This window comes from Pantoea sp. Acro-807, assembly GCF_011752675.1.
Lineage (GTDB): Bacteria > Pseudomonadota > Gammaproteobacteria > Enterobacterales > Enterobacteriaceae > Pantoea > Pantoea eucrina.
Genome location: NZ_VWXE01000001.1, coordinates 1,011,394 through 1,032,202 on the forward strand (window position 1 = coordinate 1,011,394; position 20,809 = coordinate 1,032,202).

Annotated in this window: 18 protein-coding genes; 5 read left to right on the forward strand and 13 right to left on the reverse strand. The window is 54.0% G+C overall.

Annotated features, from left to right (window positions below; translation table 11 throughout):
• The first annotated feature begins 19 nt into the window (after positions 1-19).
• The 3 genes from F3J39_RS04785 (at position 20) to pdeR (ending at position 4,511) form a co-directional block, all read left to right on the forward strand.
• A complete protein-coding gene (locus tag F3J39_RS04785; protein WP_094110939.1) occupies positions 20-2,086 on the forward strand; it encodes a carbon starvation CstA family protein in 2,067 nt (688 codons plus the stop codon).
• Positions 2,079-2,375, forward strand: coding sequence for a CstA-like transporter-associated (seleno)protein (locus F3J39_RS04790; RefSeq protein ID WP_039384547.1), 297 nt, complete (start codon positions 2,079-2,081; stop codon positions 2,373-2,375). The genes F3J39_RS04785 and F3J39_RS04790 overlap by 8 nt, the downstream gene beginning before the upstream one ends.
• A gap of 153 nt (positions 2,376-2,528) precedes the next feature.
• Positions 2,529-4,511 (forward strand): cyclic di-GMP phosphodiesterase, encoded by a 1,983-nt coding sequence (gene pdeR / locus F3J39_RS04795; RefSeq protein WP_039384551.1) that lies wholly within the window; start codon positions 2,529-2,531, stop codon positions 4,509-4,511.
• A 15-nt stretch (positions 4,512-4,526) separates the two neighbouring features.
• Here the strand turns inward: pdeR and F3J39_RS04800 are convergent, their stop codons facing one another.
• Both F3J39_RS04800 and araD read right to left on the reverse strand, forming a co-directional pair.
• Positions 4,527-5,393 carry a crotonase/enoyl-CoA hydratase family protein gene (locus F3J39_RS04800; protein ID WP_039384553.1) on the reverse strand — a complete coding sequence of 289 codons (867 nt, stop codon included), beginning with the start codon at positions 5,391-5,393 and terminating at the stop codon, positions 4,527-4,529.
• Between the two features lie 313 nt (positions 5,394-5,706).
• Positions 5,707-6,402: an L-ribulose-5-phosphate 4-epimerase gene (gene araD / locus F3J39_RS04805; protein ID WP_094110959.1), complete on the reverse strand. Its 696-nt coding sequence runs from the start codon at positions 6,400-6,402 to the stop codon at positions 5,707-5,709.
• A 316-nt stretch (positions 6,403-6,718) separates the two neighbouring features.
• Between araD and osmB the strand changes: the two genes are divergently transcribed.
• Positions 6,719-6,937, forward strand: coding sequence for an osmotically-inducible lipoprotein OsmB (osmB, locus tag F3J39_RS04810; RefSeq protein WP_039384556.1), 219 nt, complete (start codon positions 6,719-6,721; stop codon positions 6,935-6,937).
• Between the two features lie 62 nt (positions 6,938-6,999).
• Here the strand turns inward: osmB and yciH are convergent, their stop codons facing one another.
• From yciH to pgpB, 5 genes are all read right to left on the reverse strand, one after another.
• Positions 7,000-7,323 (reverse strand): stress response translation initiation inhibitor YciH, encoded by a 324-nt coding sequence (gene yciH, locus F3J39_RS04815; RefSeq protein ID WP_039384559.1) that lies wholly within the window; start codon positions 7,321-7,323, stop codon positions 7,000-7,002.
• The gene (pyrF, locus tag F3J39_RS04820; protein ID WP_039384561.1) at positions 7,323-8,030 is read right to left on the reverse strand and encodes an orotidine-5'-phosphate decarboxylase; all 708 of its coding nucleotides are present in this window, start codon (positions 8,028-8,030) and stop codon (positions 7,323-7,325) included. Before pyrF ends, yciH begins: the two co-directional genes overlap by 1 nt.
• 188 nt (positions 8,031-8,218) lie before the next feature.
• The gene (gene lapB, locus F3J39_RS04825) at positions 8,219-9,388 is read right to left on the reverse strand and encodes a lipopolysaccharide assembly protein LapB (protein WP_039384563.1); all 1,170 of its coding nucleotides are present in this window, start codon (positions 9,386-9,388) and stop codon (positions 8,219-8,221) included.
• A 6-nt stretch (positions 9,389-9,394) separates the two neighbouring features.
• The gene (locus F3J39_RS04830; protein ID WP_039384565.1) at positions 9,395-9,700 is read right to left on the reverse strand and encodes a LapA family protein; all 306 of its coding nucleotides are present in this window, start codon (positions 9,698-9,700) and stop codon (positions 9,395-9,397) included.
• Positions 9,701-9,824: 124 nt separating this feature from the next.
• Positions 9,825-10,589: a phosphatidylglycerophosphatase B gene (gene pgpB, locus F3J39_RS04835; protein ID WP_166713873.1), complete on the reverse strand. Its 765-nt coding sequence runs from the start codon at positions 10,587-10,589 to the stop codon at positions 9,825-9,827.
• A 225-nt stretch (positions 10,590-10,814) separates the two neighbouring features.
• Between pgpB and ribA the strand changes: the two genes are divergently transcribed.
• Positions 10,815-11,408 carry a GTP cyclohydrolase II gene (gene ribA / locus F3J39_RS04840; RefSeq protein WP_039384570.1) on the forward strand — a complete coding sequence of 198 codons (594 nt, stop codon included), beginning with the start codon at positions 10,815-10,817 and terminating at the stop codon, positions 11,406-11,408.
• Positions 11,409-11,440: 32 nt separating this feature from the next.
• On the opposite strand, the gene acnA is transcribed toward ribA, so the two are convergent.
• The 6 genes from acnA to sohB all read right to left on the reverse strand — a co-directional run bounded on the left by acnA (position 11,441) and on the right by sohB (position 20,645).
• Positions 11,441-14,122 (reverse strand): aconitate hydratase AcnA, encoded by a 2,682-nt coding sequence (gene acnA / locus F3J39_RS04845; RefSeq protein WP_166713874.1) that lies wholly within the window; start codon positions 14,120-14,122, stop codon positions 11,441-11,443.
• A gap of 422 nt (positions 14,123-14,544) precedes the next feature.
• Complete coding sequence (locus tag F3J39_RS04850) at positions 14,545-14,724, reverse strand: hypothetical protein (protein ID WP_039384574.1); 180 nt, start codon at positions 14,722-14,724, stop codon at positions 14,545-14,547.
• 3 nt (positions 14,725-14,727) lie between these two features.
• Positions 14,728-14,886 carry a YmiA family putative membrane protein gene (locus tag F3J39_RS04855; RefSeq protein ID WP_071668859.1) on the reverse strand — a complete coding sequence of 53 codons (159 nt, stop codon included), beginning with the start codon at positions 14,884-14,886 and terminating at the stop codon, positions 14,728-14,730.
• A gap of 492 nt (positions 14,887-15,378) precedes the next feature.
• Positions 15,379-16,353 carry an HTH-type transcriptional regulator CysB gene (cysB, locus tag F3J39_RS04860; protein WP_039384577.1) on the reverse strand — a complete coding sequence of 325 codons (975 nt, stop codon included), beginning with the start codon at positions 16,351-16,353 and terminating at the stop codon, positions 15,379-15,381.
• A 184-nt stretch (positions 16,354-16,537) separates the two neighbouring features.
• Positions 16,538-19,135, reverse strand: a complete 2,598-nt coding sequence (gene topA / locus F3J39_RS04865; RefSeq protein WP_104085016.1) for a type I DNA topoisomerase — start codon at positions 19,133-19,135, stop codon at positions 16,538-16,540.
• Between the two features lie 463 nt (positions 19,136-19,598).
• Entirely contained in the window at positions 19,599-20,645 is a 1,047-nt protein-coding gene (gene sohB, locus F3J39_RS04870) for a protease SohB (RefSeq protein ID WP_039384581.1), read from the reverse strand.
• Between the last annotated feature and the right edge of the window lie 164 nt (positions 20,646-20,809).

The following is a 20,809-nucleotide window of genomic DNA, read 5'->3' on the forward strand; positions in this document are numbered from 1 at the left end:
CTCTACAAGGAGTTAACTCATGAACAACGTCAAAACCGGCATCGTCTGGTTAGCAGTGGCGTTAATCGGTGCTGGCGCATTTGCCATGCTTGCGCTCAGCCGCGGCGAACATGTCAATGCGGTCTGGCTGGTTATTGCATCGGTCGCCTGCTACAGCATCGCCTACCGTTTCTATAGCCTGTTTATCGCCCGCCGCATCTTCGAACTTGACGATCGCCGCCGTACGCCGGCAGAGCGCCTCAGCGATGGCCTGGATTATGTTCCGACCAACAAATGGGTGCTGTTTGGTCATCACTTTGCCGCCATTGCCGGTGCAGGACCGCTGGTCGGACCGATTCTGGCGGCACAGATGGGCTTTCTGCCGGGCACTATCTGGATCCTGGTGGGGGTGATGCTCGCCGGCGCGGTGCAGGACTTCCTGATCCTGTTTATCTCTACCCGTCGGGACGGACGCTCGCTGGGTGAAATGGCGCGCCAGGAGCTGGGCTCTTTTGCCGGCGTGGTGACGATGCTCGGTGCGCTGGGCGTGATGATCATTATTCTCTCTGCGCTGGCGCTGGTGGTGGTTAAAGCACTCGCTAACAGCCCGTGGGGACTCTTCACCATCGCAGCCACCATTCCCATTGCGCTGTTTATGGGCGTCTATATGCGCTTTCTGCGTCCGGGAAAAATTGCTGAGGTTTCCCTTATCGGTTTTGTACTGATGATGGCAGCGATTATCTATGGAGGCGATGTGGCCGCCGATCCTTACTGGGGCCCCTTCTTTACCCTTAAAGGCACAGAGCTGACGTGGGTGCTGGTGATCTACGGTTTCGTCGCCTCTTCGCTGCCGGTCTGGCTGCTGCTGGCACCGCGCGACTACCTCTCCACCTTCCTGAAGATTGGCGTTATTGTCGGGCTGGCAATAGGAATTCTGTTTGCTATGCCGGAGCTGAAAATGCCGGCGGTCACAAAATTCATTGATGGCACCGGCCCGGTGTTCTCCGGTGCGCTCTTCCCGTTTTTGTTTATCACTATTGCCTGCGGGGCTATCTCCGGGTTTCATGCGCTGGTCTCCAGCGGCACCACGCCTAAACTGGTAGAGCGCGAAAGCCATATCCGGTTTATCGGTTACGGCGCCATGCTGATGGAGTCGTTCGTGGCTATTATGGCGCTGATCTGCGCCTCGGTACTGGACCCGGGCGTCTACTTCGCCATGAACTCCCCGGCTGCGCTGATTGGAACCACCGTCGAGAACGCGTCGCAGGTGATTAATGGCTGGGGCTTTGTTGTCACGCCGGAGATGCTGAGCGGCATTGCACGTGACGTCGGTGAAAGTACGGTGCTCTCACGCGCCGGTGGCGCACCCACCTTCGCCGTGGGTATGGCACACATCATCACCGAGGTATTCAACAGTCGCGCGATGATGGCGTTCTGGTATCACTTTGCCATTCTGTTTGAGGCCTTATTTATCCTGACCGCCGTGGATGCCGGCACCCGCGCCTGCCGTTTTATGGTGCAGGACTTAGTGGGTACCGTGGTTCCGGCAATGGGCAGCAACCGCTCCTGGCTGGGGAATATGGCCGGCACCACCGTTGCCGTTGCCGGCTGGGGCTTTTTTGTCTATCAGGGGGTGGTCGATCCGCTGGGCGGGATCAATACGCTGTGGCCGCTGTTCGGCATTGGTAACCAGATGCTCGCCTCAATGGCGCTGATCCTCGGGACAGTGGTGCTGTTTAAGATGAAAAAACAGCGCTACGCGTGGGTCACTATTCTCCCTACCGCATGGTTATTTATCACCTCGATGACCGCGGGCTGGCAGAAGATTTTTCATGAAAAACCCGCCATCGGCTTTCTGGCTCAGGCGCGCAAATTTCAGCAGGGCATCGACAATGGCATCGTGATCGCCCCGGCCAAAAGCGTGGCGGATATGCAGACCATTATCTTCAGCAATCAGATCAACGCGGCGCTGTGCGGCTTCTTTATGCTGGTTGCAGTCACCATGCTGGTTGCCGCCTTCTTTGTTATTCGTCGTGCGCTCCGCAGCACGTCACCGACCGTGCGCGAAGCAGAGGTTTCACTGCGTAAGGAGGTACGCCATGTCTGAGTCCATCTATCGCTGGACGCCTCCCGGCGCAGGCTGGCAGATAAAGCGCTGCTTACTGATAGTGAGTGCCGCTGATACCCCGCCGCTCTCCCGCTGGCAGCAAATCTGGCGCGGATTGCAGCAGAGCTTTCGTTTAATGGTTGGCGTGCACGATTATCAAACTTATCTGAAGCATATGCGCCTCCATCATCCTGAAACGCCGCCCATGGATGAGCGCACTTTTCACCGGCACTGTCTCAATGCCCGCTTTCCGAGCCAGGCTGGAAACCCCGGCAGATGTCCCTGCTGATGATTATAAGCCCCGTTTTCGGGGCTTTTTCGTGCCATTCTTTAATAAAAACAAAAATATATTCGGTTTGCATCTTGTGCTTACGCAGGAGGTTGAATACTGTTGCTAAAATAATGAGATAGAGTCTTAGAGACATGGCCGGAGGAAGTTTAAATGACCGATGAACAGGGGCAAACCTTGCTGTATGCCTTGTTTGGCACCACCAGCCCCCATTGGCGGTTAACCTCTGACAGTGACGCACTGCATTTTGCCGAAGATGAAAATGCCAATACCAATCTGGCCGTTTCGCTTACTCCGGCGCAGGCCAGTCTGTTACGGGCGATGACGGTGATCACCTCCAGCATTAATCTTACTCTGCCGCTGCACGGAACCCCGGTGCCAATGCACTTTGTCGGACGTAAAGTGAACCAGTCTACCTGGGCCGGCACCGCCTCTGCATGGGGTGATACGTCGTCGGTTGCCCGCGATCTCACCCAGGGACTCTCTTTCGCCGAACAGGTGGTATCTGAAGCTAACTCGGTTATCGTTATCCTCGACCAGCGCGGTAACATTCAGCGCTTTAATCGTTTGAGTGAAGAGTATACCGGCCTGAAAGAGCAGGAAGTTATCGGTCGTAACGTCTTTCAGCTATTTATGACCCGGCAGGAGGCGCAGGCTTCACGCCGTAATATCACCGGTTTTTTCCGCGACGGAAATTCGTATGAAGTTGAGCGCTGGGTCAAAACCAAAAAGGGTCAGCGACTGTTTCTGTTCCGTAATAAGTTCGTTCACAGCGGCAGCGGGAAAAATGAAATTTTCCTCATCTGTTCCGGTACGGATATCACCGAAGAGCGACGGGCACAGGAGCGGCTTCGGGTGCTGGCAAATACCGATACGGTCACGGGTTTGCCTAATCGTAACGCTATTCACCAGCAAATTAGCCTGGCACTGGAGCTGGCGAACGGTTCTCAGACCGGCGTGGTCTACCTCGATCTCGACAATTTTAAAAAGGTAAATGACGCTTACGGTCATATGTTCGGCGATCAGCTGCTGCAGGCGGTATCGCTGGCTATCCTCAGCTGCCTGGGCAAAGATCAGACGCTGGCGCGTCTTGGCGGCGATGAATTTGTGGTGCTGGCTGAGCATACCAGTCAGGCGGCGCTGGAGGCGATGTCGTCGCGTATCCTTGAGCGGCTGCGGCAGCCCTTTCGCATCGGGCTTATTGAGGTTTACAGCGGCTGTTCTATCGGGATCTCACTGGCTCCCCTGCATGGCGAAGATCGCGAAAGCCTGATCCGCAATGCGGATACGGCCATGTATCATGCCAAAGAGAATGGCCGCGGCAAGTTCTGCATCTTCACCAGCGAAATGAACAAGCGGGTCTTTGAATACCTCTGGCTCGATACCAATCTGCGTAAAGCGCTGGAGCAGGATCACCTGGTGGTCTATTACCAGCCTAAGGTCGATCGCGACGGCGAGGTGCGCAGCGCCGAAGCGCTGGTACGCTGGAACTCTCCGGAACGCGGCATGGTCTCGCCCGGCGACTTTATCCCCTATGCCGAAGAGTCCGGTCTCATTGTCCCGCTGGGCCGCTGGGTCATGCTTAATGTGCTGCAGCAGATTATAAAGTGGCGCAGTGAAGGCATTTTTCTGCGCGTTGCCGTCAACGTCTCCGCGAAACAGCTTATCGATCAGAGCATCTACAGCGATTTGAAAAATGCGCTGGGCGAAGCGGGGCTGACGGAATCCCCGATCGATATTGAATTAACTGAAAGCTGCCTGATTGAGAATGAAGCGGGTGCGCTTAAGCTCATGAAACAGTTTCAGGAGCTTGGGGCGCAGGTACATCTTGATGACTTTGGCACCGGCTACTCCTCCCTTTCTCAGCTGGCACGGGTACCCATTGATGCCATTAAGCTGGATCAGAGTTTTGTCCGGGATATCAACAAACAACCGGTTTCGCAATCTTTAGTGCGCGCGATTGTGGCGGTTGCCAAAGCCCTTGAGCTGCAGGTGATTGCAGAGGGTATTGAAACCAAAGCGGAAGAGAAATTTGTTCTCACTAACGGTGTGGATGGGCGCCAGGGCTATTTTTACGCCAAACCAATGCCCGCAGAACAGCTCGGGCATTGGCTGAAGCATCCTGCCCGTGTTTAACGCTGCGCGGAAGTGTTATCCGGCTTTACGTAATGAAGCACTGTGGCGATTTTGTAACTGCACCAGGCGCTCCATATAGGCGATATCCTTGGGTTCAAGCGTAAAGGCATAATCTACCCAGTCCTCCGTAATATCCATCAGTTCAGCACGTGACAGCTGCAGTACGCGCTGGCGCGCTTTCAGCATGGCACGCACGCCATTCAGCTTCGGCCGTAAGGTATCGATAAAGGTGCGCGTCGCGCGGTACGCTTCACCCGGCTGGAACACTTTATCGACCAGGCCGCGCGTCTCATACCACTCTGCACTGTGCGACTCCCCTTCACAGATCAGCTCTTCTGCCAGCTTCATACCGGAACGACGCGCGACCAGCGAATAGCCACCCATTCCCGGGAACAGATTAAACGCAATCTCCGGGAAACCGAGACGCGCGCTGTTCTGTGCCAGAATGAAATGGTGCGCCAGCGCGGCCTCAAAGCCTCCGCCCAGAGCGCTGCCTTCAATCATCGCCAGCGTTACCGCGCCAGTATCAAACCCGCGAGCCGCCGAGTGAATGCAGTCGACGCAGGCCCGGGCATAGGCACGCAGCGCTTCGCGACGGTTGTTGCGAATGCACTCAACAAAAAAGCGCAGATCGCCACCGGCGTTGAACATCTGTGGGACTAAAGAGCCGGTTACCCAGAAATCGATCGGCAGTCCGGAGCGCTGAGCCGTATAGCTCAGGTTCATGATCTCCTCGATTAATTCATGGTTGAAGCTTGGGCGTGGCTGAGCCCGCAACATCATCCACATGGTGCGACGCCCTTCCTCGTAGTAAGCAACAAGTTGGGTGGTCTGTCCCGCTTCGGTAAACAGGCGGCAGGTTGGTTGGTTAATAACGGTCATAGTCTCATCCTCTAATATTTATGTGATGCGTTTAACGCCACATCAGCGTAATGCAGAGTGAGGCCAGACCAAATGAGAGATTGATTTATAAAGCAAAATCCAGAAGTATCCCTGAACAGGGGGGTGAAAAATCATTAGCGCCATTTCAGGATAGAGCAGAGCGAAAGCCAGAGTACATGAGATCGCCTAACGCGTTGTGAATAAAGACGATTTAGCATACTGCACGCGCGTGAATCACGCATCGTTAGCCAGGAATTTACTGATGCTGCGATAAAAAAAGCGCCCGCAGGCGCCTGAGGCTGTAAGAACAGCCTTATTGTCCATACCACGCGTTTTTACCGTGTTTGCGCAGGTAGTGCAGATCCAGCAGATTTTGCGAGATAGGCGGGAGTTCAGCTCGCAGCTGTTCGGTATGCAGCGCCATATAGGCGACCTCCTCCAGGACCACCGCACTGTGTACTGCCGCCGCCGCATCGCTGCCCCATGCGAAAGGCCCGTGAGAGTTAACCAGCGCTGCGGGAATTGCGGTGGGCTGAATATTACGATGGGCAAAAGTTTCGATGATGACCTGTCCGGTATTCCACTCATACTCCTGCTCGATCTCCATGCGCAGCATGGCGCGGGTGCAGGGGATCGTGCCGTAGAAATCATCCGCGTGGGTCGTGCCCCAGGCGGGTATGTCGCGTCCTGCCTGTGCCCAGATGGTTGCATGCCGCGAATGCGTATGAACGATACCGCCAATATCGGGCCACGCCTGATAAAGCGCACGATGCGTGGCCGTGTCCGATGAGGGTCGTAGCGCGCCTTCGATCACCGCACCACTCTCCAGATCTACCACTACCATGTCATCCCGCTGCATCTTTTCATATCGCACCCCTGAAGGCTTGATCACCAGTACACCCTGCTCTCTGTCAATGGCGCTGACGTTGCCCCAGGTGAACGTGACCAGGTTGTAGCGCGGTAAATCGAGATTTGCTTCCAGTACCTGCTGCTTTAGCGCTTCCAGCATCATTGTTCTCCACCAGTCTGTGATAGAGAGATTGTGCGCAGAGAGGGGATCGGATGTTATGGAAAGAATGGCTGAATGCTCAGTGGAAAGTCGCTGTCTCGTCATAAATGCGGCGCAGATTCAGCGTTTTCTGTCTGACGACTGCGCCGCAGCGTTTAAAATTAAACAGGACCATTCGGTTTCAGGATATTTACGCTGGCAGACAGCATAAACCCGGCGGCCTGGCCCAACTTTTCCATCCGGGAATAAAGAACTTTGCCGTCGGGCATCTATACTTATTGCTGTTGCCTCTGAGCCAATCATCAAGGAGATATCTATGACTACAACAGTGAAACGTGTATCCGTTGCCGTGCTGGCAGCAACATTAGTTGTTGCGCTGAGCGGCTGTTCAAACTGGTCTAAACGCGATCGCAACACGGCAATTGGTGCCGGTGCCGGTGCTATTGGTGGTTCAGTCCTGACCAACGGCAGTGGCCTGGGTACCGTGGGCGGCGCGGCGGTGGGCGGTATTATCGGCCATCAAATCGACCGTTAATTTTTTGCAGGCTACACAGCAGACACCTTTTTGTCCGGGCCACAATGCGTGGCCCGCTTTCATTAACCGCCCGCCAGCTTAACCTTCATGCCTTTGGCTTCGAGCAGCGTTTTGAGCAGGTCACGTTTATCCCCCTGAATCTCAATCACGCCCTCTTTTACCGCCCCCCCGCAGCCGCACTTTTTCTTCAGTTCTGCGGCAAGAGTAGCCAGCGCGCTGTCGTCCAGATCGATACCGGTGATCAGACAGACGCCCTTGCCTTTACGTCCGCTGGTCTGACGCTGAATGCGTACAATACCGTCGCCGCGCGGTCGCTGTGGCTTCTCCTCTGCCGGCACAATACGCCCGCTGTCGGTGGAGTAAACCAGTGGATTGTCCTGCGCCATTACGCCTCCTGTAACGATGTAATAATCTGCTGCAGCGTGGCAGCCGGATCGGCTGACTGCGTAACCGGACGGCCGATAACCATATAATCAACCCCGGCCTGCTTCGCCTGCAGGGGCGTCATAATACGGCGCTGATCGCCAGCGTCGCTGCCTGCCGGTCGAATACCGGGCGTGACCAGCGCAAATTCGCTGCCGAACGCCTGTTTGAATGCAGCCGCTTCATGGGCTGAGCAGACGACACCATCCAGGCCACACTGTTGCGTGAGGCGCGCCAGCCGCTCTGCCTGTTGCGCCGGTGACAGGGTGATGCCCAGTCCGCGCAGATCCTCTTCATCCATGCTGGTCAGCACGGTTACAGCAATCAGCAGCGGTGCATCTTTTCCAAAAGGCAGCAGCGCCTCGCGTGCAGCCTGCATCATGCGTGCTCCCCCGCTGGCGTGCACGTTCACCATCCAGACGCCCAGCTCTGCGGCAGCGGCTACGGCATGTGCGGTGGTGTTGGGGATATCGTGAAATTTCAGATCGAGAAAGAGATCGAATCCGCGTGCCTGCAATGTCCGGACCACTGACGGACCAAACAGCGTGAACATCTCTTTGCCTACTTTGAGGCGACACTGAGCAGGATCAATACGGTCCACAAATCGCAGTGCGTCATCCAGATTACTGTAGTCGAGCGCCACCAGAATGGGTGAAGGGGTTACAGACATAACGTTTCCTCATAAGCAGGCACAGGGGCAACAAACGGCCTGCATTCTACCTGCCATGCTGCGGCAGAACAATCTTACGCCCGGGATACGTGACCTGTTGAGCCATATGCCGGTGTCTGATGCGCGATAAGGCGATTATTAAAAAAGTACGTTGTAACTATTTTTCCTGTTTTTTTTAAAAATAGCTGTTACTGCCCGTCAAGTCCTCTGATCGGTTTTATTGAAGACCATGCCCGGCAGGATGGGCAGTGCCAGTAAAGTGCGTAGGCGGTAAAACCGCATTTATGGCAACGATAGCGCGGTTTGGTGCGGATCTGTTCACCAACCATATCGCGCAGAACCATCAGACTCTCTTTTGCCCGGCCATCTTCCGCTTCATGCAGGTGAAAGTCCATTAGCCGGTGGAAGACGCGCATGGTCGGATGACGCTGCAGCTGGCGATTAATATAGAGCTGTGCCGCTTCCGGCCCCTGCTGCTGCTCCAGAATATCTGACAGATAGAGCTCAGCGGCGGCACCGGTATTCTCTTCGGTACAGCGCTGCAGATAACCGGCCCACACCTCTGGCTGCGCCAGCCGCTGATAGCAGGTTTCCAGCATCGGCAGCGTTTCGCTGACCAGTTCTTTATCCTGATCCAGCACCCGCTGCAGACGCTGTGCTGCTTTCGCATACTCCCCCTGCTCCATCAGGATGCGTCCCATCATGATGGAAACGCGCGCGCTCTGATGATCGGCCGATTCACCTTTTTTCAGCAGCGACATTGCGCGATCGAGATCGTCACTGCTCATCGCCTGCAGCGCCAGCTCACAATAGAAGTGCGCAATCTCGCCTTTTTGCTTCTCTTTTCCCAGTTTTACCAGCTTCTCAGCAACGTCGATCGCTTTCTGCCAGTCGCTGGTTGCCTGATGAATCAGCAGCAGCTGCTGCAGAGCGGCAATGCGAAAATCGGTTTCATCCGTTAGCTGACTGAACATATCTTCTGCGCGATCGTAGAGGCCCGCCGCCATATAGTCGCGGCCAAGCTGCTGAATCGCCAGCAGTCGCTGGTCGTAGGTAAGCGAGGCGCTTTCCATCAGCGACTGGTGAATACGTATAGCGCGATCTACCTCGCCGCGTGAGCGAAACAGATTACCGAGCGTCAGGTGCGCCTCAACCGTACCACTGTCTTCTTTCAGCATGTCGAGGAATAGATCGACGGCTTTATCCTGCTGATTTGAAAGCAGAAAGTTTACCCCGGCCACATACTCTCGTGACAGGCGGTTCGCTTCCTGTTGCTTATTCTGGTACGCGCTGCGTCGTCCCATATACCAGCCGTAGGCCGCTGCGACCGGGAGAAGCAGAAACAGCAATTCATGCATTGAACATTAATCCCGACGACCTGTAGTCGATACGGTGGTGGCTGCCGAAGCGTGTTCGTTTTGCGCCTGCATACGCTTCAGTTTACGCTGAGCATGTGCCAGTGAAACGCGGATGCGTAACCAGAATAGTCCGCAGATTGCCCAGCCCAGTAAAAAACCGGCGCCAAACAGCACCGCAAGCAGCGTGGAGATACGAAATTCACCCTGCGCCAGCAGATAGTTGAACGTCACCACCTGATCATTGTGAGCACCCAGCGTCACTGAAATGATAAAAATGACCAGTACCACCAGAAAAATCAGCAAATATTTCACAATGCGTCCTGTCGTAGAGTTTCCAATAGAGTATGCCAAAAAAGCGCGTACCATGCTGCTTTCACGTTATCAGTTAGCTGGCTTTGCGCAAGCGTAATCAGCTATATGGGGGCAGTTCGGCTGATTACAATCCGTCGTCGCGCGCTTTGACTTCGCGCTGCTCATCAGGCGGAAGCGTAAGCGGACCGCAAAAGCGCTGCGCCAGCCAGGTCGCGACGGTCACCAGCAGCCAGGAGATAAGGGTTGCGACAATCAGGTCGCGCGGCCAGTGCATACCCAGCACCAGCCGGCTGCCCATCACCATAATGGCCCAGCTGAACAGCACCACCAGCGTCACCACCCGGCGACGCGGCCAGAGCAGGCCCATTGCCAGCAGCGCCCAGCTGGCAGCAAACATAGTATGGCCGGAAGGAAAAGCAAATCCTGTTTCAAATGCCCAGTGCTGCTTTAACCAGCGGGGAATTTGCGTATCGCTGGCCAGCAGCCCATTAACCATCTCGCCCCGCTGTTGCCGTTTCAGCTGATAAAATTCATCGTTGCTGATGCCATGCTGCTGCTCCAGCCAGACCACATAGGGTCGCGGCTCCTGCACCTGCTCTTTAATCCATGACTTCGTGTACTGCCCGGCGAGAATCGCGCCATTCATGATAATCAGCAGCAGGATAGCAGGCTTAAGGCGGAAGCGCAGACACCACAGCATCCAGGCGCTCAGCACGCTGCTGGTGATAATCCCCCACGGGCTGGTGACGGTTTCCGTCATCCAGAACAAAAAGCGCAGCACTCCCCCGCTTTCACCCGGCTGCCATTGCCAGCCCGACAGCCAGACGCAGAGTGGCATCGCAATTAATAAAAAGGCACCCAGAGTCGTGCGCTGCGCTATTTTCAACATACTTTGGCTTTTCCTGCGGGTTATAATGCGTTTGCTGAATAACTTTAGCTGAAAAAAGAATAACATACCTAAAGCGGCTTGGATAATCGTGCTTTATCACTACAATCTTTCTGACTGATTAGCGGGCCTGCTTGTGGATATGGCACAATAGACACAATTTTCGGGTCAGTCGGCCCGTGCGTTATCAAGATGATAGCGCATCCTCTGAAGGTTCTGGAGAATCACATGCAGCTTAAACGGGTAGCAGAAGCTAAACTGCCCACGCCATGGGGAGATTTCCTGATGGTAGGTTTTGAAGAACTGGCAACCGGCCACGATCATGTGGCGCTGGTTTACGGTGATATCAGCGATCATACGCCGGTGCTGGCGCGTGTCCACTCTGAGTGTCTGACCGGTGATGCGCTGTTCAGTCTGCGCTGCGACTGCGGCTTTCAGCTTGAAGCGGCGTTAACAGCGATTGCTGAAGAGGGGCGCGGGGTGCTGCTGTATCACCGTCAGGAAGGCCGTAATATCGGTTTACTGAACAAAATCCGCGCCTATGCGCTGCAGGATAAAGGCTATGACACCGTCGAGGCGAACCATCAGCTGGGCTTTGCCGCTGATGAGCGTGATTTCACCCTGTGCGCTGATATGTTCAAATTACTGGGTATCGATGAAGTGCGCCTGCTGACAAATAATCCGCGCAAGGTTGAGATCCTCAGCGAAGCGGGCATTAATATTGTTGAGCGCGTGCCGCTGATCGTCGGGCGCAATCCAAAAAATGCCCACTATCTCGATACCAAAGCGGAAAAGATGGGGCATCTGCTGCCGAAATCCTGAGAGAAAAGAAGCCGGGCAAGCCCGGCTTTTTTTTAGTTCAGCATATTGCGGATAACATAGTGCAGTATGCCGTCATTGCGGTAGTAAGTCAGTTCCGTTGCCGTATCGATACGGCAGCGTGCGGCCACCTGCTCCTCACTGCCGTCTGCGCGGGTCAGAGTAACATTGACCGTGCAGCCCGGCGTCAGCTGCGCCAGGTCAGCAATATCTATCCGCTCCTCACCGGTTAACTGCAGCGTCTTACGGGTAACGCCCGCCGGGAACTCCAGCGGCAGGATCCCCATACCAATCAGGTTTGAACGGTGAATACGCTCAAAAGACTCAGCGATCACGACGCGTACTCCCTGCAGGCGCGGTCCTTTAGCAGCCCAGTCGCGGCTGGAACCTGAACCGTACTCTTTCCCGGCCACCACGGCGAGCGGCACGCCCTCTTCTTTATATTTCATTGCGGCATCATAAATAGCCAGCGTTTCATTACCCGGAAAATGCCGGGTGTAGCCGCCTTCCGTACCGGGCACCATTTCATTGCGGATACGAATATTGGCAAAGGTACCGCGCATCATTACTTCATGGTTACCACGGCGCGACCCGTAGGAGTTAAAGTCGTTACGCTCTATGCCTTTCGCCAGCAGATAGCGTCCCGCCGGACTCTCAGCCTTAATACTCCCCGCAGGCGAAATGTGGTCAGTGGTGACTGAGTCACCCAGCATCGCCAGAATACGGGCGCCGCGAATATCTTCAACCGGCTTTGGCGTTTTCTCCATGTCATCAAAGAAAGGTGAAAGGCGGATATAGGTCGATCCTTCATCCCAGTCGTAGGTTGCCGCTTCACTCACGGAGATTTGCTGCCAGTCCGGCGTCCCGTCAAACACTTCCGCATACTCTTTGCGGAACATGCTGCTGTTAACCAGCTGCACCGAGGCGGCGATCTCTTCCGGTGATGGCCAGATATCTTTGAGATAAACATCTTTGCCGGTCTGATCCTGACCGATAGGCTCGCTCTGCAGATTGATGTTCATATTGCCGGCCAGCGCATAGGCCACCACCAGCGGGGGTGAAGCCAGCCAGTTAGTTTTAATCAGCGGATGTATACGGCCTTCAAAATTACGGTTCCCGGAGAGCACGGCGCCAACGGTCAGATCGCCCTCTTTTATAACGCTTTCGATCTCATCCGGCAGTGGCCCTGAGTTACCAATACAGGTTGTACAGCCATACCCCACCAGGTTGAAACCGAGTTTGTCCAGGTAAGGCGTGAGACGGGCTGTGGCCAGATAGTCAGATACCACTTTTGATCCGGGGGCCAGGGAAGCTTTTACCCACGGCTGGCGCTTCAGCCCGCGCTCAACCGCTTTTTTTGCCAGCAGGCCGGCGGCCATCAGCACGCTGGGGTTTGACGTATTGGTACAGGAAGTAATCGCGGCAATAACTACCGCACCATCATCAAGCTGATGCGACTGGCGGGTTTCACTGTCGCGGTAACTGACCGCTTTATGCGGCTTTTGTGCGTGGTTGATCTCCAGCTCATTACTGGCGGCAAACGCGGCGGGCACATCGCCCAGCGCCACCCGATCCTGCGGGCGCTTAGGTCCTGCGATACTCGATTCGACGTCAGCCATATCCAGCGCCAGCGTGCTGGTAAAGATCGGCTCGTCGCCCGCATTTCGCCACAGGCCCTGCTGCTTCGCATACGCTTCCGTCAATTTAACCTGCTGCTCATCGCGCCCGGTCAGCGTCATATAGCTCAGGGTGACGTCATCAATCGGGAAGAAACCGCAGGTGGCACCATATTCGGGTGCCATGTTAGCGATCGTTGCGCGATCGGCCAGCGGCAGATCGGCCAGCCCGTCACCGTAGAATTCGACAAATTTGCCGACAACGCCATGCTTACGCAGCATCTGGGTAACGGTCAGCACCAGATCGGTCGCGGTAATGCCCGGACGCAGTTTGCCAGTCAGCTTAAAGCCAACCACATCGGGAATAAGCATTGAAACCGGCTGACCCAGCATAGCCGCTTCCGCTTCGATGCCGCCAACGCCCCAGCCCAGCACGCCCAGCGCATTGATCATCGTGGTATGCGAGTCGGTACCCACCAGCGTATCAGGCCAGGCAACGTTTTTGCCCTCCAGCTCTTCATGCCAGACGGATTTACCCAGATATTCCAGATTAACCTGATGACAGATGCCGGTACCCGGCGGCACCACGCGGAACCGGTTGAACGCTTTCTGTCCCCAGCGCAGGAAAACGTAGCGCTCGTGATTACGTTCCATCTCCAGCCTGACGTTTTCGCCAAAGGCGTCATCGTTACCGAAGCGATCGACGGTTACGGAGTGGTCAATAACCAGATCCACCGGGGACAAAGGGTTAACTTTTGCCACATCTCCGCCCAGTCGTGCGACTGCTTCGCGCATAGCGGCAAGATCGACTACGGCGGGTACGCCGGTAAAATCCTGCATCAGCACGCGTGCCGGACGATATGCAATCTCCCGGTCAGCGTGGGCGGTTTGCTGCCAGTCTGCCAGCGCCTGAATATCTTCAAGGGTAACGGACTCGTCATCCTGCCAGCGCAGCAGGTTTTCCAGCAGCACTTTCATCGATTTCGGTAAGCGATCAATATTGCCGGTATGCTGTGCGGCTTTAGCCAGACTGTAATAATGATAGGTGTGTGCCCCGACCGCCAGCGTATCCTGACTTTGCTCGCGTAATGTTAACGACATGTCTCCTCCTTTAATTCCTTAGGCTAAACCTCAGAGAGTGCAAGGTTTAGCTTAAAGATAGACCACATTTTCGTTAACGTTTTGATAACAACCCGAAAGGGCACTGGGTGCTACAAACAAAAATGCCCCGACCTGAGTCGGGGCATTTCCATAAATTCGGTGATAAGAAGCGTCGGTTACATAAGAGCCCAAGCTGCCGCTGCCCAGAAGGCAAATGAGAAAGCATAAACGCTAAGCCATGAAAAAGTGGTTGTATTCATTCGTCACTCCTTCCCGGTTCTCGGGCTAAATTTTCTTTAATCTTCAGTAATCTACTGTCGACGCTTATTTGCAGTGTAAGGTCATGGGCTTTTTGCTGGCCCGCCGGAATAACCGGAAAAAATCAAAGCAACATCAGATGCTAAAAATAAGTGCAGCAACAATTATTTGAGTTTTGGATCCATAAAAGATTCGATAAAGCTGCGCTGCTTGTCACTCAGATCCCAGGAAGCAGGAATCGCTACAGACTGCTCAGCAGCAGGAGCTTCTTTTGCTTTGCACGCAGGTGTATTTGGCTGCCGTGCAGTGACCGGATATTTACGACTGAGTGAGTTTGCCCACATGGCTTAGCCCCATAAACGCCAAATCATTAATGCCACCACTACCCAGAACAGCGCTGAAGCAGCGAAGACAGCCAACCAGGCTTTGCGACGGGTGTTACCGGTACGCTGAACCTTGGTGCTCTTAGCCCGGAAGTCGGGTTGTACAGTTATTCTCGTAGCCATAGTTTTTGATAATCACTCTCAACAAAACGATTGATAACAACGATTAAGATTTAGGATGAATCCTAAACTTCTTAAGTCCAAAAATCCAGTTATTTTTATTGAGCACAACGATTAACGCTATTAATCAAAGCTTCGAAAACTGATTAGCCTTATTGAAACACAGACCTCAGAACTATTAAAAAAACGGCGACTGAAATTTGGGTTAAACAACAATTAGTACCACTTTAAATTTGAGTTAAATAAGAAACCTCAGTAATAAAGCCCTTCTTCATCAGGTGTTAACTGGAGTATGGGAATAATCCTGGCAGTGTGCAAAGAAGTGAACCGAAAAATGTGTACTGTTTCTCAATTAATTAATAACAATGAAAAAACCTGTGATGCATGTTTTATTTACAGAAAAATGTCAGCTTTTGTTGAACTACTGATGGCGCTAAGCGAGGGGAAACCTGAAGGTGCCCACTGGACACCCCGGTAAATTCATGATTTGGCGAATTATTTGAAAGGGAGTTTGATATCGCGGAACATCGCTTCAATGTCGTCATTGGAGCGCAGAGCAACAGCGGTGTCTACCACATCACGCGTGAGATGCGGTGCAAATCGCTGAATAAAATCATACATATAGCTGCGCAGGAAGGTGCTGCGGCGGAAGCCTATTTTGGTCGTACTATTGGTGAAAATCTCTGAAGCTTCAATGCGAACCAGATCCGGATCGGCTACCGGGTCAACCGCCATACTGGCAATCACACCCACACCTAAGCCAAGCCGTACATAAGTTTTAATTACATCTGCGTCAGTTGCGGTAAACACGATACGCGGGGTCAGACCTGCACGATTAAACGCTGTATCGAGCTCGGAGCGGCCGGTAAAACCAAAGGTGTAGGTTACCAGTGGGAAATCGGCCAGCTCCTCTATAGTCACGTTGTCTTTGCCTGCCAGCGGATGGTCGGGCGTTACCACAATCGCACGATTCCAGTGGTAACAGGGCAGCATGATGAGATCGTCGTAGAGGTGCAGGGCTTCAGTAGCAATGGCAAAGTCAGCGTTGCCCTTGGATACCGCTTCAGCAATCTGCGTAGGGGAGCCCTGATGCATATGCAGTGAAACGCGAGGGTAGCGCTCGATAAATCCTTTGATTACGCCCGGCAGCGCATAGCGCGCCTGCGTATGCGTGGTGGCGACATAAAGCGATCCCTTGTCAGGCCAGGTGTGTTCGCCCGCTACGGATTTAATCGCATCAACTTTTGATAATACTTCACGTGCTATGCGGATAATCTCTTCACCGGCTGGCGTAACCTGCGTCAGATGTTTGCCGCTGCGGGCAAATATCTGCACCCCCAGCTCATCTTCAAGCATACGTACCTGTTTGCTGATGCCAGGCTGTGAGGTATAGAGACCTTCAGCGGTCGATGAGACGTTGAGATTGTGATTGACCACTTCCACGATATAGCGCAACTGCTGCAGTTTCATAGTTATATCTTCCCGTTAGCGACTAACGTGCGTGCCGGCAGCCGCCCATGATGCAGATGTGAGGAACAGAGCGAATTGAGAATAGAAAAACTATAACAACTATATCAGTTTTTAACCGAATAAAGAACGTTAGGTTATAAGGCGGGGAAAGTAAACGGGGCTGGCAGATGCCAGCCCCGGAGAGTTATTTTTTCGCTTCCTGCCATTTACCGTCAATATAGAACATTGACCAGCCGGTTGCTTTACCCTCTTTTTCAGACGAAACGTACTGCTGTTTTGTCTTGCGGCTAAAACGCACCAGGGTTTTATTTCCTTCCGGATCGGCTGCCGGTGCCTCTGCCAGATATTTAAGCTTTTCCGGCAGACGGTCAGCGAAACGCTTCAGCTCTTCCACCAGCGGCGCGCGGGTCTCGCGCGATTTCGGGAACGTATTAGCCGCAAGGAAGACGCCGGCTGCTCCGTCACGCAGCACAAAATAGGCATCTGACTTCTCGCACGGCAGCTCAGGCAGCGGTACCGGATCCTCTTTCGGCGGCGCGACTTCGCCATTGCGCAGGATTTTACGGGTGTTTTTACACTCTTCGTTGGTACACGCCATATACTTGCCAAAGCGTCCCATCTTAAGGTGCATTTCCGACCCGCATTTCTCGCACTCGACTATAGGGCCATCATAGCCCTTGATGCGAAACTCGCCCTGCTCAATTTCATAGCCATCGCACTCTGGATTGTTACCACAGACGTGCAGCTTGCGGCTGTTATCAATCAGATAGCTGTCCATCGCGGTGCCGCACTTAACGCAGCGGCGGCGGGCACGTAACGCGTTGGTTTCCGCGTCGTCACCCTCCAGCACGTTCAGCACTTCGTTTTCCGGGATCAGATTGATGGTCTGCTTGCAGCGCTCTTTTGGCGGCAGGGCGTAGCCCGAACAGCCGAGGAATACGCCGGTGCTGGCCGTACGAATGCCCATTTTGCGACCGCATGTCGGGCAGTCGATTGAGGTCAGCACCATCTGATTCGGCTGCATGCCGCCCTCTTCCGGATCTTTTTCAGCCTGCTCCAGCTGCTGGCTGAAGTCACTGAAGAAGGAGTCGAGAACGCCTTTCCACTGCGCCTGATTGTTGGCTACCTGATCGAGGCTGTTTTCCATATGAGCGGTGAAATCGTAATTCATCAGCTCGCGGAAATTTTCTTCCAGCCGGTCGGTGACGATCTCACCCATCTTCTCAGCATAAAAACGACGGTTCTCAACGCGTACATAACCACGATCCTGGATAGTGGAAATAATAGACGCGTAGGTTGAGGGACGGCCAATACCGCGCTTCTCCAGCTCGCGCACCAGCGACGCCTCGCTGAATCGCGCCGGAGGCTTGGTAAAATGCTGGCTCGGCTGCAGCGCAGTCAGATCCAGTATTTCCCCTACCGCTACTGGCGGCAGCGTCCTGTCTTCATCGTTTTTACGCAGTGCCGGCATAACGCGCGTCCAGCCATCAAAACGCAGCGTGCGGCCTTTTGCCTTGAGCCTGAATTCGGCTGCGCCTACGGTCAGCGTGGTGGAGTCATATTTAGCCGGAACCATCTGACACGCCACAAACTGGCGCCAGATAAGCTGGTAAAGTTTTTGCGCATCCGCTTCCATATCTTTCAGCTGCTCAGCGCTTACGTTGACATCTGACGGGCGAATCGCTTCGTGCGCTTCCTGCGAATTATCTTTGCTGGTATAGGTCACCGGCGCTTCCGGCAGGTATTTTTTGCCGAACTCGCTGGCGACATAGTCGCGCGCCATGGTCACTGCATCCTGGCTCAGGTTCGTGGAGTCAGTACGCATGTAGGTGATGTGACCCGCTTCATAAAGCCGCTGCGCCATCATCATGGTTTTCTTCACACCAAAGCCGAGACGTGTGCTCGCAGCCTGCTGCAGCGTTGAGGTAATAAAAGGTGCAGAAGGTTTGCTGCTGGTCGGTTTATCTTCACGATCCAGCACTTCATAACGCGCTTTTTCCAGTATCGCGACCGCCGCGTGCGTCTGCTCGCGGTTAACCGGACGAAACGCTTTGTCGCCCTGATGCGTCACCTGCATCGCCAGCGCATCGCCTTTTGGCGTAGCAAAATCTGCGTCGATCTCCCAGTACTCTTCTGGCACAAACGCTTTGATTTCGCGCTCGCGCTCAACCACCAGACGTACCGCTACCGACTGAACGCGTCCGGCAGAGAGACCGCGGGCGATCTTTTTCCACAGCAGAGGCGAAACCATATACCCCACAACGCGATCCATAAAACGGCGCGCCTGCTGGGCATTAACCCGCTCGATATTCAGTTCACCCGGCTTTTCAAACGCCTGGCGAATCGCATTTTTGGTGATTTCATTAAACACCACCCGGCTGAAACGCTTGTCGTCGCCACCAATGACTTCACGCAGGTGCCAGGCAATGGCTTCTCCTTCGCGGTCAAGGTCGGTTGCGAGATAGATATGATCGGCGTCAGCGGCCAGGCTTTTAAGTTCAGACACAACCTTCTCTTTGCCTGGCAGAATCTGATAATCAGCTTCCCAGCCATGCCACGGATCAACACCCATTCGGTTGACCAGCGCCGCCTTTTCATCTTTTTTAACTTTTTTCCCGGTTTTTACCTTCTCACCGTCAGTACTTTTACGGGTCGTTGAACCACTGGTCGGCAAATCGCGGATATGACCGACGCTGGATTTCACCACGTAGTCATTACCGAGGTATTTATTGATTGTTTTGGCCTTTGCCGGGGACTCAACGATAACGAGTGCTTTACCCATATGTACCTTTACCTGATTGAAACGTCCTGATAAACGGGAGAGGATTAATGCCCCAAAACCCAGTGGGTTTAATATTGCTGCCAGCAATCTGATTTTCAAGCTGGCGGGGACTGCCACTATTCAGTTTAAAACGGTGTGCGCAACCTTATGATTAACTACACTTTTTCCGCCTGACATCATCACACATCCTGGTGTGAACTCCCTGAAAGCTGAATCGCCCACACTCTACCTGATAAAATCTGATACGCAACTTAAATAGCACTCTGTTTAATTTTGCGCCAGCTGCAGGCGTGAACACGGATAAGTGGCAACAGAATGGCAGGTAATATAGAAGGAGAAAATGCGCTGTCAAAAAAAGTCGGATAATTCGGGACAAAAATGGAATTCATTTCACAACCCGGCCGAAGTAAATGGGACTCACCCGTTGCTAAGCATAAAAAACCCGGCCGGAGCCGGGTTTCTGTTACAGCAGAGGCTTTTCGCCACGCTGCCAGATTTTTAGCAACAGCCGTTCTGCCGCCTGGCTGGCGCTGCCGGTAAAACGATCCATCATCTTTTTCTTACGCGCATACTGTACGCCCAGCACGGTGAAGCGCTCCATATGCCGGATAATCAGGGCATCACTGGTGCCGATTTCATCAATCAGACCCAGTTCAAGCGCCTGCTGCCCATACCAGTGTTCGCCGGTCGCTACCCGGTTCATATCCAGCGACGGACGCATTTGCTGCACAAAGCCCTTAAACAGCTGATGCGTTTCATCCAGATCGTGCTGGAACTTCTCACGCCCCTCTTCGGTATTTTCACCAAACAGCGTCAGGGTACGTTTGTACTGGCCTGCAGTATGCAGCTCCACGTCAATATCATTGCGCTTCAGCAGCCGGTTGAAGTTGGGGATCTGCGCCACAACGCCGATTGAACCGATAATGGAGAACGGCGCGGCGACAATGCGATCTGCCACACAGGCCATCATATATCCGCCGCTGGCGGCCACTTTATCTACGGCGGCGGTCAGGCGCAGACCCGCGTCGCGCAGGCGCTGCAGCTGCGACGCTGCCAGACCGTAGCCATGCACCACCCCGCCCGGGCTTTCAAGCCGCAGCAGGACTTCATCACCCGGTTGCGCTACGGCCAGTACAGCGGATACTTCTTCACGCAGGGAGGCGACTTCACCCGCGTCCATGCTGCCTTTAAAGCCAAGCACATAGAGTACCGGCTTCGCGGTTTCAGTGACGCCGTTTTTTGCGTTGCGCTTCTCTGTTTTCGCTTTCAGCTTCTCTTCTTTTTTATGCTGTTTCAGCCAGACTTTTTGTACCTGCGGCTTCATTTTAGCCAGCTGCAGATCCTCTTTTATCTGACGATACTCATCATCCAGATGCGTCACCTGCAGCTGACCGGCGTGATGACGTTTGCGCAGCGCAGCATTCAGTATGATAAATACTACGGCCGCAATGGCGATCACTACCGTGACAGCCTTGGCCAGGAAGAGCCCATAGCTGGAGAAAAAATCCATTCTGCCGCCTTATTAAACAGTGAATTACAATTAACAGCTGAGTGTAACTGCTTTAACCCGGTTCGTCGCCTGAAAAGCCCGCAGGCGGCACAGAATGCTCCTCTGTAGCATTGCACCGGCTGGCGAATTCAGGCATAAAGCCAGAAACCTCTACCACTGACTGA